We start from the raw sequence: 13,121 nt of genomic DNA, 5'->3' as shown, positions 1-13,121 counted from the left end.
TCTCTCTATTTAAAGCTTTTTTGGTCTAAACATAGGGGCGCAGTTCAAGTAAAGCCAGAACCATATTTTGTATTTTTGGCTGGCTGTATAATTCTCTAATATATTCATCAGAAGAAAAAGTGTTAAAACCTAACTTAGCTAAACAGTTTAATAGAAAAGTCTTCCCCGAAGCATAACTACCAGTAATTCCTACACATATCATTCTAATAAATATTTATTTTTATAAAATCTGTTTACATATTATGAATAAAAAGTCCATATTTATTAGCCGATTCTATAAGTAACTGTGGCTCTATAATAATTACCTTATTTTTTTCTAATGCTAATCCTTTATAGTGATTATTAATAAGATTATGAATGGTCTTGAGGCCTATCGTAGGCATATCAACTCTAGTATCTTGCCCTTTTTTCATTCCTTTAACTAATATACCCCCGACAGATTTTTTACGTAAAGCCGCACATCTTGTGATTAAACTATCGGTTCCTTCTGCTGCTTCAATCCCAATTATATATCCATCTTCTACAACCACTGACTGCCCTACATCTACAGCGCTTATATTATTTAATAATTTTCTTCCTAATTCTATATCTAGTAAATCTTGTGCTGAAGGTAAGGCGAGAGTAATAATTTCAGTACTAGCATTTAAGGTTTCATAGTAAGATATTATATTAAAGCCTTTTTCCTGCAGAAAAGCTATTATTACGCTTAATAGCTTATTATCTCCTAGAAATTTTTGCTTTAATATACGAGCTAATAATAGGGAACCTATCAAATCTACCTTAATAGACCGTAGATTTACTCTTTTGATTCCGCCAGCAAGTACTATATCTTTCACATTATGTTGATGAAAATATTCAATTATCGCCCCAACCATGCCAATTTTAAAAATCTGATATGAAAAATTCCTATATGATATTAAATCTACTTTATCTGATAAAACTGCAATATGGCACTGCTTGCCTTGCTGGATAAAATTATTTGCTAGTAATATGGGTAAATTTCCCTCTCCTGCTATAATTCCAACCAAGTTTTCCTTACTAGTCTGACTTACCATGCTGAGCTGCTTTTGGTTGACAAAATGCTTTGCTGCTATCCTGCTTTAGAAAATTGATGATTTGCTCTACAATAATATTCTCTTTATATTTTTTTGAAACTAGTTCAATTCTATCAATAAAAACGCCTTCGCCAGTAAATATTTCATCTACCGCTTTGACTGCCTCTAGAGTTTGGGTAGGGTCAAACCCCCGTCTTTTCATACCTACTAAATTTATCCCTTCAAGCGTTGCTCTTTCACTTGCAGCTAGGCCAAAGGGGATTAAGTCTCTTACTACTGCTGATAAACCTCCGGTCATAGAATGTTCTCCTATACGCACAAATTGCAATACTGCAGAGAGCCCACCAATAATAGCAAAGTCCCCTACTTTAACATGCCCCCCTAAACTAACATAATTGGCAAATACCACATTATTTCCTACTATGCAATCATGCCCTATATGTACCCCCACCATAAATAAACAATTATTACCCACGCTTGTTACCATACCGCCGCCTTTACTACCAGCTTGAATAGTAACATATTCTCTAATAATATTATTTTCTCCAATTATAGTCTCAGATTCTTCTCCAGCATACTTAAATATTTGTGGAGGTTGCCCAAGCGAGGCAAATGGGTATATAAGGGTATTAGCCCCGATTTGAGTCTTGCCTTCTATAACTATATGAGATTTTAGCTCAACATCATCTCCTAAGATAACCTTGGGGCCTATAGTACAAAAGGCGCCTATTTTTACATTTTTACCAATTCTCGCCTTTGGGTCTACAATAGCTGTTGGATGTATGTAGGGGACTAACATTATCAATTCCTATCTTTAACCATTGCAGTAAATTTGCCTTCTGCTACTACCTGGTCATTAACTTTTACATAGCTGGAAAATTTCCACACAAAACCTCTATTTTGCTCTATTTTAGCATAGATATATAAGGTGTCTCCAGGCTCCACAATTTTTCGGAATTTTGTTTCCTCGATCGACATAAAGAATACATCCTTATTTTTAGTAGAATCCATTGATTTTGCTATTAAAATAGCAGAAAGCTGCGCCATAGCTTCTACAATGAGCACCCCAGGCATTACGGGTTTATTAGGAAAATGTCCGGTAAATTGTGGTTCATTAAAGGTGATATTTTTAATACCCACAATTGATTCATTAAGTTTGAACTCCTCTACTCTATCTATTAATAAAAATGGATAGCGATGGGGTAACATCTCCATAATTTCTATAATATTAATTTTCATTTTTTACTCTTTTGCTTGCCAGCTGTTTTAATATTACTGCTTGTCTAAGCCATTCTTTTATTGGCAGAGCAGGGGATCCTCCTACTACGCTACCGGGCTGTACGTCTTGCATCACCCCTGCTTGTGCTGCTACTTGCGCTTTATCTCCTATTATTATATGCCCCGCTAACCCCACTTGTCCTCCAAGAGCACAATATGATCCTAGTTTTGTACTACCAGAGATCCCTACTTGGGCCACAATAATAGAACCTTTTCCTATTATAACATTATGTCCGATTTGTACTAAATTATCTATCCTACATAAATCTTCTATTATAGTATCATTTTGAGTTCCTCTATCAATGGTAGTATTACTTCCTATTTCTACATTATTGCCTATTTTTACTATACCTGTATGAAAAATTTTGTAATGTATTCCATTTTCTGTAGAAAAACCAAAGCCATCCTGCCCAATCCTTGCGCCAGGTAATATTACAACATCCTCCCCAATTATACTATAACTTATAGAGACGTTGGAGTATATCATGGCTCTATCCCCTATTGTCACTCCATAATCTATAAAAGTCCCAGATTCAATAATAGAATTATCTCCTATTACCACATTATCTTCAATAACTACATTATGACCGATATAACAATTAGCCCCTATGGTGGCCGTCTCTGCTATATAAGCAGAGGGCATAATTTTCCTGGGATAGTGTTTGATTGGCTTATAAAACAAATTAACTAGGGTAGTATAAACAAAATGTGGATTTTTTGCTTTTAATAAAATTGTCCTATTACTAGAAGGATATACTATATTAGCTGGTACAATACAACAAGCGGCGCTAGTTTCGTGAAGCTGGGGGAGATATTTATTATTAATTAAAAAACTGATATCCTGCGCTCCTGCTTCTTTCAAGGATTTAATATCATGAATTAATATATCCTCATAGTTAGTAGGTAATGACACTAAATCTTTACCTATCAACTTAATAATTTCTGCTAATTTATAAGGAGAAGTTTTCTGATAAAATTGTGAATTGCTCATAGTTATTTTTCTATAAAATATACGGAAGAAGAAATTTACTTTTTTTATTTAATTCGCTATAAATTCACCGACTTGAGACTCCCAAAGTTTTTTGTAACTTCCATTTTGAATCAACAATTCCTGATGGCTTCCCTCTTCAATAATTTTACCATGCTCAAATACTAAGATTCGGTCCATATATAAAAGGGTAGATAAACGATGAGCAATCACTATTGTAGTAGCATTCCTAGTTTCTAAAATGGCTTTAATAGATTCTTGGATCAGCAGTTCGGTAGAAGAATCTAGGGCTGATGTAGCTTCATCTAAAATAAGAATAGGAGAATCTTTTAGAATAGCTCTAGCAATGGCAATTCTTTGCCTTTGCCCTCCACTTAACTTTACCCCTCGTTCTCCCACTATTGTATGATAGCCATGCGGCATACGCTCGATATCATCATGTATTCTTGCTTTTTTGCAAGCTTCTTGAATATTTTCTAAAGTAGCATCATATTGAGCAAGTTGTAGATTTTCTAGGATACTACGATGAAACATTGTAATATCTTGCGGTATTACTGCGATATTGCTTCTTAAAGATTCTTGCGTTACTTCTGAGATATCATAGCCATCGATTAGAATACGTCCTTTTTGTAAATTAAAATACCTTAATAAACATTTGACCCAGCTCGTTTTACCAGCCCCAGATTTTCCTACTATACCCACTCGTTCGCCTGCTTTGATATGTAGAGAAAGATTTTCAAATATATTTGTCCCTTTAATATAGCTAAATGTTACCTCTTCATAGGTAATATCGCCTTTAACACGAGGAAGCAGTTTAGCATTTGTGTTATCTACTATATCCGATATAGCATTAATAAAATTGTAAGAAACCTGAATAGTAGCAATTTTAGGGTTAATAGAAAATAGGATATTATCTAATAAATATCCTACTTCTCCATGTATCATAAGGGTAGTAGTAGCAACAAATGCAAAATCTCCAACAGTAATTTGACCATTTTGATATAAATATACTAACAAAAATATTTGAGCGGCAATCATAATGACAGCTAAAATAGTATCTACAAGGTCTACATAATAAGCATCATAATATTTAGTTTTTTTATCCCAGTCTTTCCATTTATTAAGGGCAGGCATAAGTTTAAGCTGGAGTTCGCTCCATACATTACTAATAATCTTAATACCAAATACATTAGCAATAGAATCGTTTATGATACCTACTGCTTCTTGCTTAGCTTTAACGCATCTACCTTGAAGCTGCATTTGTTTTTTTAACAAAATTGACAATATTGGTACATATACAATAATAAAAATGATTAAGACGCTTGTTACTATACTGTTGACTGTGAATAGAAATATTATCCCAAATATAATAACTGCAAGATGTACTAACGTCTGAACTAATTTATTAATTAGGCTTAAAATACTATCCTGAAAATCAGTAATTTTATTAGCAATTTCTCCAGACAAATGTGAATCAAACCAATGTAGAGAATGACTCATTGTTTTAATATACATGCTCTCAATTAGCTCGGCAAGAATTAGCGGTTTATACTTCATATCAAATAACCTACTAACAAAATAGACCATATGATGCATTATTTGATAAAATATAAATAATAAAATAGCTGCTGTAACATCATTTTTTGGGCTTTGGACAATAATATTAATAATCTCCCTGGTTTGATAATTAACAAACATTTTAAATAATGCGCCAAAAACTCCTGCTACTGCGAGCCCGCACAAGTATAGCCAATACCTTTGGGCGAAAGAATACAAATATAACCGTAGCTCTTTATTTTTATTCATCTTGTTTCTACCAAATATTACTCCTGATAAATTCCCTGCGCGATGCGAGTTTCGAGAGAATTCTAAGGAAAAACAATTCAAGTGTCACCAACTTCTCCTGAATTGACTATAAATCACTTTGGCTATACGTAAATAAGTATATAGAAATGTTCCCAGCACCTAGTTCCACCTTTTTTCTTCTACTATATTATCCAAGGATACCGCCTCTATGTTCACATAAAACTCTTCATGAGTTTCTAAATTTAGAAAAAAATATTTTCCATAAATTAACCCAGAATCTGAAAATAAACGGATAATATTTGTTCCTTCAAACGATTGTTCTGCTTTTATAATATAAGGGTTATTAATTAAGGCTTTATCTTCTAGTTCTGCCTTTCCATATTTATCAAAAATCTCCCAGCGCCCGCTAACTAGTTTAATATTATTAGCAGTATAATTATCTACTGTAATATGATATAGCCAGACAAATATACTCTCTTTAATATTAGAACTTAAGTGATCAAAAGTAGATTGGGCTGTAATCTTTACCTCCGTTGGGCTTTGAGGTACTAAAAGGTTATTTTTATTATTTGGCTTGTAAATATTTTTCATTCCCTTTTCCCCCTCAAATTTTGTTTGTTAAATTTTTTAAAATATAACAAACTATTCCCACAAAATTTCTACTATTAGACTTCCTGCATAAGTCGATCTAGTTGGTGATTTTGTCGTCAAAATTGCCCGCGCTCCTAAGCTGCATCCTTGTTCACAGCTCGGCTTAGCTTCGTTTTTCTTAAAAATCCCTTAACTATTCTCGACTTATACAGGAAGTCTATTTTTCTTTTCTACTATTTTTCGATAAAAATTCTCTGTAAATCACTTTGGCTATAAGTGCTAATTTATTTTTGCATATAGATAATAATCTCGGTGAGCAGACTGAATAATTTCATACTTTTTAAGTAATCCTTCTTTGGTAAAGTTGCATCTCTCAAGCAGGTTGATTGAACGAATATTATCGTTTACTACAGTTGCTTGAATACGTACTACACCCGCATATCCGATAAATTTTAAAATATTTTTAATAGATTTTAACATAATTCCTCGACCCCAATATGCTGGGTCAAGATCATAGCTTATTTCTGCCTTAAGGTGTATTGTCGAAACGCTATTAAAACCTGCCGTTCCGATGAGCTTATTATTACTTTTAAGAGCAATAGCCCAATAAAAACCTCTACGATTACGAAATAAGCTACTCCAATATTTTACTTCCTCAATAGCTTGTGCAATATTTTTAGGGATATTATTATCCGTTAAAAAAGGCAACATTTCAGGTTTTATCATGTAATTCAGATATTCTTCAGCGTCATCAGTAGATAGTTCTCTAAGTACAATATCATCAAGGTCTAATATCGGGAATTGATAATATAAAGAGTGATTAAACATATTTAAGTCTTAAATCTTGCGAAAATTTTCCTCAAATGAGTTCACCATATTCTCTGCTATAGAAGAGAATTATAGTGTATATACTCGGTGAACTTCAAGAATTGGTGTCGTCATGCCCTAAAGATCTGCGATGCTCACGTACTGTACGCTGCGCTTCTCGACTTTGACACTCCTAGCTCTTCTTGAAGTTGATTCTATCGTATACCAACTCTTCAGTTACGAGCAGTATATACTCCTCGTTATATGAATTTGCATGCGTCGTTAGACTTCTTGCATAATTAACTTATGCTGGTAATTTGTGCGTCGATCCGGTACTCGAATCCTCACCTACATATTAGTACGCTGTGGGTCGAGGTGCCGTGTCTCCTACAAATTCCCTAGCATAAGTTAATTATGCAAGAAGTCTGTTGCGCAAATAGCGAGCCTATTATCATAGGCTCTACCATCGCGCCTAGCAGCAAAATCATAGCAGAGGAGTATAGTTAATAGGATCTTTTACATTATTTTCTTTAAAAGCTTTAATTCTTACCAAGCATGCATGGCAGGTAGCACAAGATAAGCCTTCATCTGAAGGGTCATAACAAGAAATTGTGTTAGAGTAGTCTACCTTCAAATCTAAACCAGCTTTAATAATTTGAGTTTTTGACATATTGATTAATGGAGCATGAATGACAATATTTCCTCCTTGTACTCCTACTTTGGTTGCCAAATTTGCAAGTTTTTGAAAAACCTCTATATATTCAGGGCGACAATCAGGGTAGTTCGCATAATCAGTTGCATGCACTCCTATAAAAATATCCTGAGCTCCTATTACTTCCGCAAAGCCAAGAGCATAGCTTAAGAATATAGTGTTCCGTGCTGGTACATAAGTGATAGGTATGTCCATATTGATCTCACTAGCGTTCTGGTATTTTGGTACTTCTATCCCAGGCTCAAGCATAGCGGAGCCTTTAAAACTCCCTAAATCAATATTTATAATCTTATGTTGCTTAACATTATAATTTTTAATTAACTTATGAACTTTTTCTAGCTCAATGTTATTGCGTTGAGCATAATTGAAACTTATAGCATGAATCTCATAATTTTTCTGCTGTACGATCGCTAATACAGTAGCAGAATCCGCACCACCACTAACTAAAACTATAGCTTTTTTCATCCTAATTCCTGCTTAACCTGCTGTCTATATAACCCATAAGTGCCCTTATATTAAATTTAGGTTAAATAATTTTTTAAATAATGTCCAGTGTAACTTTCTAGGCAAGCAGCAATATCTGCAGGAGTACCAGCCGCTACTATTTTCCCGCCTTTATCGCCTCCTTCCGGCCCTACATCTATAATATAGTCTGCTGTTTTAATAACATCTAAGTTATGCTCAATAACTAACACAGTATTTCCCATATCAACTAGTTTATGTAATACTTTAAGTAGCTTATTAATATCATCTATATGTAAACCTGTAGTAGGTTCATCAAGTATATATAAAGTTTTACCCGTTGAACGCTTTGATAATTCTTTTGCTAGTTTTACTCTTTGAGCCTCTCCTCCGGATAACGTAGTAGCTGATTGGCCAATTTTTATATAGCCTAGTCCTACTTCATTTAAAGTAACAAGTTTTTCATAAATTAGAGGTACTGTAGCAAAAAAAATCATTGCATCTTCAACGGTCATCATTAAAACATCAGCAATAGATTTGTCTTTATATTTAATTTCTAGAGTTTCTCTATTATACCTATCACCATTACAAACATCACATTTTACATAGATATCAGGTAAAAAATGCATTTCTATTTTTATTAAACCATCTCCCTGACATAATTCACAACGACCACCTTTGACATTAAATGAAAACCTACCTACTTTGTACCCACGCGCTTTTGCCATCGGTAATTCCGCGAACCAATCTCTAATATGAGTAAAAGAGCCGGTGTAAGTTGCTGGATTAGAACGTGGAGTTCGACCTATTGGTGATTGATTAATATCAATCACTTTATCAATATATTCCAGCCCTGTAATTAACTGATATTCTCCTGGAGAAATTTTAGCAGATGGCTCTAAATATTTTAAAGCAGCTTTATATAAAGTTTGAATTATTAAACTAGATTTGCCGCTACCGGAGACCCCGGTGATAGCCGTAAAACTACCTAAAGGTATTGTAATATTAACATTTTTTAAGTTATTAGAGGACGCACCATTTAAATTTATTACTTTGCCAGGATGGGGAGGGGTGCGAATAACTTTTGGGACAGCAATAAATTGTTTTCCGCTTAAATATCTTCCTGTTATGCTGCCTTCAGTATTTTTGATCTCTTCAATTGTTCCTTGAGCTATTATTTGCCCCCCATGAATACCTGCACCAGGCCCCACATCTATAATATGATCTGCTTCGTACATAGTTTCTTCATCATGCTCCACCACCAGCACAGTATTACCCAGATCTCGCAATTTTTTTAAGGTTTCTATTAATCTGGCATTATCCCGCTGATGTAAACCAATTGACGGCTCATCAAGTACATATAAGACTCCACTAAGCCCTGAACCAATCTGTGAAGCTAGGCGAATACGTTGACTCTCTCCTCCAGATAATGTACCAGATTCTCTAGCTAAATCAAGATAATCGAGCCCGACATTCATAAGAAACTGTAATCTTTCTTTAATTTCTTTTAATATGCGTTCAGCGATCGTCATTTGTTTTTTGTTTAATTGGTTATCTAAGCTATTAAACCATTTTTGGAGCTGTAAAATGCTCATGCTTGATGCTTGTCCTATATGCATATCAGCAATTTTAATACATAGAGATTCTTCTTTTAATCTATAGCCCTGACAAGCTATGCATTTATGTTCTGATTTGTATTTTAATAATTCTTCTTTTACTAAAGAAGAATCTGCTTTACGTTCCTTTTCTTCTAAGCTAGGTATGATTCCAGCAAAAGGTTGTTGTATAATTTGGGATTTTGAACCATCATGATATTGAAAGGTAATAATATCTTCACCTGATCCATGGAGTAATATATCCTGTACTGATTTTGATAAATGTGAAAAAGGGGTGTCTAATGAAAAGTTATAATGTTCGGATAAGGCTTTTAAAGTTTCTAAAAATAGCTTCGAGGATATTTTCCCCCAAGGAGCTATTGCCCCTTCTTTAATATTAATTTTTACATCTGGAATAATTAATTCTTTATCAAAAAATAATTCTTTTCCTATACCTTCACATTTGGGGCAGGCTCCAAACGGGCTATTAAATGAAAAAATTCTTGGTTCAATTTCAGTAATTTGAAAGCCAGAAACAGGACAAGAGTATTTTTCAGAAAAAATTACTCTTTGTCCTGTAGTAAATTTTGTATTCTCATTTTCAGGAATATTAACTATCTGAACATAAATAATGCCATCTGCTAGCTTTAAAGAAATTTCTATACTATCTGCCAGTCTATTACCTAAATTCTCTTCTAGAGTAATCCTATCAACTATTACTTCAATATTATGTTTTTTATTTTTATCAAATTTTGGAAGGTTATCCACCTCATATATTTCATTATTGACTATAACTCGGCTAAAACCTTGCTTTTTTAACTCAAGAATTTCGCGTCTAAATTCCCCTTTTTGCCCTCTTATAATTGGAGCTAAGATATATAATTTGGTATTTTTAGGCATTTCTTTAATAGCATCTACCATTTCAGATATAGTCTGATTTTTTATTGGTAAACCTGTCGCGGGTGAATAAGGAACTCCCACTCTTGCAAATAGTAACCGCAAATAATCATAAATTTCAGTTATGGTGCCCACTGTAGAACGGGGATTTTTAGAGGTAGTCTTCTGGTCAATAGCGATGGCCGGAGATAAACCAGAAACTGATTCAACATCAGGCTTACTCTGAAGATGTAAAAATTGTCTGGCGTAAGAAGATAGGCTCTCCACATATCTACGTTGCCCTTCTGCGTAAATAGTATCAAAAGCTAGTGAAGATTTACCAGAACCGCTCAGCCCTGTAATGACTACGAACTTATTCCTTGGTATATCAATATTAACATTTTTTAAATTATGTTCTTTAGCACCACGAACTTTAATATATTCTTGCATAATTATTTTCTATAAATTATTGTAAGGTTTTTAAAAAACCTGTAGCATTATAGGTTGTTTTAAATTATTATTGCAATAATTATATTCATAAAAATGAGCAATAAACTGTGGCTAGTAGTTTAAATAAAGCAACACTAATAGGAAATTTAGGGCGCGATCCAGAAATTAGACAAACAAATGATGGTAAAGAAATAGTAAGTTTTAGCATAGCTACTTCTGAAACTTGGAAAGACCGGGTTACTGGAGAAAAAAAAGAAAAAACAGAGTGGCATAGAGTAGTAGTATTTAATGAAAGTTTAGTAGGGGTGATAAAAAATTATGCTAAAAAAGGTATGAAGGTTTATTTGCAGGGAAGCATTCATACAAGAAAATGGTTAGATAATTCAGGTCAAGAAAAATATACCACTGAAATAATATTACAAAATTTTAACTCACAATTTATTCTGTTAGATTCCAAAGGAAGTGGCAGCAACAATTCGGAAGCTTTACCCCCAAAAAATTCTAGTAATAATTTTGACCATAGTGATTTAGATGATGAAATACCTTTTTAAGCTTGTTGTTTTTTAAGAATTCCATAACTTCTTAAAAAATCTAATTTTTGTGTAGGGATATAATGAATTATAAAAAAAAATTAGAAACAGCCGTGCTAAAAGGTGTAAATATATTATTACTTATTCTGGGTCCTTTATTTTTGGCTGCTTGTGCTGCAAATATAGAGACTAGAATTAAAGAGGCAGAAAAAGTAGCCTCATTCAATAGTTTTGAAAAAAAGTTAGTTCCAGCTGGAAGTTTTGTTCTTACAACTTATCAACGCATCACAGATAAATATAGCCCATATATAGTCTATATTGAGGGAGACGGTAGTATAACTTCAGGGCATTATGCTATTGCTAGTAATCCTACCCCTTCTAAAGTGATGTTATTAAAACTGGCTTCCCTTGATCCTAGGCCTAATATAATCTACATTGCTCGGCCTTGTCAATATACTCCAGTTGAATTGAACCCTAAATGTATCTCAGATTACTGGGTAGATAAAAGGTTGTCTGAAGAAGTTATAGAATCAATTAATACCGCGATAATAGCTATAAGTAATAATAGGCCAGTTAGTTTAATTGGTTTCTCAGGAGGGGGAGGCGTTGCTATATTAGTTGCAGCTCGCAATAAAAATATTCAGAATATAATCACTATAGCCGGCAATCTGGATATTGAAAGATTTAGTCGGCACCATGAAGTATATGCTTTAAAGGAATCCTTAAATCCTATTAAATACGCTAAGGTAATAAATAACATCCCTCAGCTACATATTGCAGGGGATAAAGACTTAACAGTACCAAGCAGCATCCCTAACGCTTATGTAGCTGCCAGTGCTTCGCCGTGTGTGCGCTTTAAAGTTTTTCCTGGCATCACTCACACTATAGGGTGGGAATCGGTATGGAAGGATGTGCTAAAGACTAAACTTACTTGTGATTAAAATCTTCATAGGGGAGCAAAATAGTATATACGCAATGGATTTCAAGAGTTGGATTTTATTTGCCAGGGGTGGAGCGCGCGCGGAGCGTACATGTCAGTACGTGAGCACGTGAATCCATGATAAAATAAAAAAACAATTTTTGAAAGACGAGTAGTATACACGATAGTACGCGGGGAAGTATAGTAGTCATAGATACTTGAAGATAAATATTCTATACGTACCTTAATGGTCTATGTTATACCTTTGTACTGACCTTACTCCTTTGTCATTCATTTTCAAATCTAAGTCTGGAGAGCATTCGAGCATACTACTCAACTTTCGAGGAAGGTTTGTTTTTGTAAGGTTCTTGAGGCACGAGCAGTATCTAATACCATTTCCCAAAACTAATTAGGTTCTGTGAAATAGTATTAGATATTAATTATATAGATATTAACCTAAGCTAGCATGATTACAAAAACTCTCCTAGAATTTAAAGCACTATTACAAATTAATAAACCAATTATAGCAATTGACTATGGCATGCGGAAAACAGGGCTTGCTCTCTCCGACCCAGGCAAGATTATAGCTATGCCTTTTAATACTATATATCAAATTGATAAAAAAGAAAAAATTAAAGCAATATTAAATTTAGCTACTAGCTGCTTAGCTTGTGGAATAGTTATAGGCTTACCAATTAATATGGATGGAACAATTAGCGAGCAGACGACAATTCTACTAAAATTTACTGATACCTTAAATCTTGCTACTGAGCTTCCAATTTATCTCCAAGATGAAAGGCTTTCATCCAAAGCCGCCAATAGTTTATTGAAATCTCTAGGCTTTAACCGAAGAGAACGTAATAATAAAGACGATGCAATAGCTGCCAGCATGCTTTTAGAAACTACTTTGAATTCTATGCAGAAGCTTCTTTATTAGAATAATCCAATTTGCCTATAAGGATAGTTTCATAAGAATTAATATAAGCATTTGTTGCTAAATAATGCAAGAGGCATATAGCATAGTCTATTAAGGTGTATACTGTTCATAAATG

The 13,121-nt window shown here is 33.9% G+C and carries 13 protein-coding genes; 3 read left to right on the top strand and 10 right to left on the bottom strand.

Annotated features, from left to right (window positions below):
• Positions 1-25: 25 nt before the first annotated feature.
• From AAGD44_RS05230 to uvrA, 10 genes are all read right to left on the bottom strand, one after another.
• Positions 26-202 (bottom strand): hypothetical protein, encoded by a 177-nt coding sequence (locus tag AAGD44_RS05230; RefSeq protein WP_341763693.1) that lies wholly within the window; start codon positions 200-202, stop codon positions 26-28.
• Positions 203-233: 31 nt separating this feature from the next.
• Positions 234-1,055, bottom strand: coding sequence for an LpxI family protein (locus AAGD44_RS05225; protein WP_341763692.1), 822 nt, complete (start codon positions 1,053-1,055; stop codon positions 234-236).
• On the bottom strand, positions 1,039-1,854 hold the full coding sequence (lpxA, locus tag AAGD44_RS05220) for an acyl-ACP--UDP-N-acetylglucosamine O-acyltransferase (RefSeq protein WP_341763691.1): 816 nt from the start codon (positions 1,852-1,854) through the stop codon (positions 1,039-1,041). The genes AAGD44_RS05225 and lpxA overlap by 17 nt, the downstream gene beginning before the upstream one ends.
• 2 nt (positions 1,855-1,856) lie before the next feature.
• A complete protein-coding gene (gene fabZ / locus AAGD44_RS05215; RefSeq protein WP_341763690.1) occupies positions 1,857-2,294 on the bottom strand; it encodes a 3-hydroxyacyl-ACP dehydratase FabZ in 438 nt (145 codons plus the stop codon).
• A complete protein-coding gene (gene lpxD / locus AAGD44_RS05210) occupies positions 2,284-3,324 on the bottom strand; it encodes a UDP-3-O-(3-hydroxymyristoyl)glucosamine N-acyltransferase (protein ID WP_341763689.1) in 1,041 nt (346 codons plus the stop codon). Before lpxD ends, fabZ begins: the two co-directional genes overlap by 11 nt.
• Before the next feature lie 48 nt (positions 3,325-3,372).
• The gene (locus AAGD44_RS05205; protein ID WP_341763688.1) at positions 3,373-5,127 is read right to left on the bottom strand and encodes an ABC transporter ATP-binding protein; all 1,755 of its coding nucleotides are present in this window, start codon (positions 5,125-5,127) and stop codon (positions 3,373-3,375) included.
• A 159-nt stretch (positions 5,128-5,286) separates the two neighbouring features.
• Positions 5,287-5,718 (bottom strand): ApaG domain, encoded by a 432-nt coding sequence (locus AAGD44_RS05200; RefSeq protein WP_341763687.1) that lies wholly within the window; start codon positions 5,716-5,718, stop codon positions 5,287-5,289.
• Between the two features lie 279 nt (positions 5,719-5,997).
• Positions 5,998-6,546 carry a GNAT family protein gene (locus AAGD44_RS05195; protein WP_341763686.1) on the bottom strand — a complete coding sequence of 183 codons (549 nt, stop codon included), beginning with the start codon at positions 6,544-6,546 and terminating at the stop codon, positions 5,998-6,000.
• A gap of 463 nt (positions 6,547-7,009) precedes the next feature.
• Positions 7,010-7,702: a 7-cyano-7-deazaguanine synthase QueC gene (gene queC / locus AAGD44_RS05190; RefSeq protein ID WP_341763685.1), complete on the bottom strand. Its 693-nt coding sequence runs from the start codon at positions 7,700-7,702 to the stop codon at positions 7,010-7,012.
• Between the two features lie 56 nt (positions 7,703-7,758).
• Positions 7,759-10,623 (bottom strand): excinuclease ABC subunit UvrA, encoded by a 2,865-nt coding sequence (gene uvrA / locus AAGD44_RS05185; RefSeq protein ID WP_341764688.1) that lies wholly within the window; start codon positions 10,621-10,623, stop codon positions 7,759-7,761.
• Positions 10,624-10,727: 104 nt separating this feature from the next.
• Here uvrA and ssb point away from each other — a divergent pair, with 104 nt between their 5' ends.
• From ssb to ruvX, 3 genes are all read left to right on the top strand, one after another.
• Entirely contained in the window at positions 10,728-11,171 is a 444-nt protein-coding gene (gene ssb / locus AAGD44_RS05180; protein ID WP_341763684.1) for a single-stranded DNA-binding protein, read from the top strand.
• A gap of 62 nt (positions 11,172-11,233) precedes the next feature.
• Positions 11,234-12,091 carry an alpha/beta hydrolase gene (locus AAGD44_RS05175; RefSeq protein ID WP_341763683.1) on the top strand — a complete coding sequence of 286 codons (858 nt, stop codon included), beginning with the start codon at positions 11,234-11,236 and terminating at the stop codon, positions 12,089-12,091.
• Positions 12,092-12,535: 444 nt separating this feature from the next.
• Positions 12,536-13,006: a Holliday junction resolvase RuvX gene (ruvX, locus tag AAGD44_RS05170; protein ID WP_341763682.1), complete on the top strand. Its 471-nt coding sequence runs from the start codon at positions 12,536-12,538 to the stop codon at positions 13,004-13,006.
• Positions 13,007-13,121: the final 115 nt, after the last annotated feature.

The organism is Candidatus Tisiphia endosymbiont of Beris chalybata (genome assembly GCF_964026555.1).
Classification (GTDB): domain Bacteria; phylum Pseudomonadota; class Alphaproteobacteria; order Rickettsiales; family Rickettsiaceae; genus Tisiphia.
This window is presented reverse-complemented; position numbering and strand designations above follow the sequence as displayed.

Bases quoted from the DNA above. Each gene is read 5' to 3' on its own strand.
- AAGD44_RS05230 (WP_341763693.1), bottom strand. From the start codon at position 202: ATGATATGTGTAGGAATTACTGGTAGTTATGCTTCGGGGAAGACTTTT.
- lpxD (WP_341763689.1), bottom strand. From the start codon at position 3,324: ATGAGCAATTCACAATTTTATCAGAAAACTTCTCCTTATAAATTAGCA.
- AAGD44_RS05175 (WP_341763683.1), top strand. From the start codon at position 11,234: ATGAATTATAAAAAAAAATTAGAAACAGCCGTGCTAAAAGGTGTAAAT.
- fabZ (WP_341763690.1), bottom strand. From the start codon at position 2,294: ATGAAAATTAATATTATAGAAATTATGGAGATGTTACCCCATCGCTAT.
- AAGD44_RS05195 (WP_341763686.1), bottom strand. From the start codon at position 6,546: ATGTTTAATCACTCTTTATATTATCAATTCCCGATATTAGACCTTGAT.
- AAGD44_RS05205 (WP_341763688.1), bottom strand. From the start codon at position 5,127: ATGAATAAAAATAAAGAGCTACGGTTATATTTGTATTCTTTCGCCCAA.
- lpxA (WP_341763691.1), bottom strand. From the start codon at position 1,854: ATGTTAGTCCCCTACATACATCCAACAGCTATTGTAGACCCAAAGGCG.
- AAGD44_RS05225 (WP_341763692.1), bottom strand. From the start codon at position 1,055: ATGGTAAGTCAGACTAGTAAGGAAAACTTGGTTGGAATTATAGCAGGA.
- queC (WP_341763685.1), bottom strand. From the start codon at position 7,702: ATGAAAAAAGCTATAGTTTTAGTTAGTGGTGGTGCGGATTCTGCTACT.
- ruvX (WP_341763682.1), top strand. From the start codon at position 12,536: ATGATTACAAAAACTCTCCTAGAATTTAAAGCACTATTACAAATTAAT.
- AAGD44_RS05200 (WP_341763687.1), bottom strand. From the start codon at position 5,718: ATGAAAAATATTTACAAGCCAAATAATAAAAATAACCTTTTAGTACCT.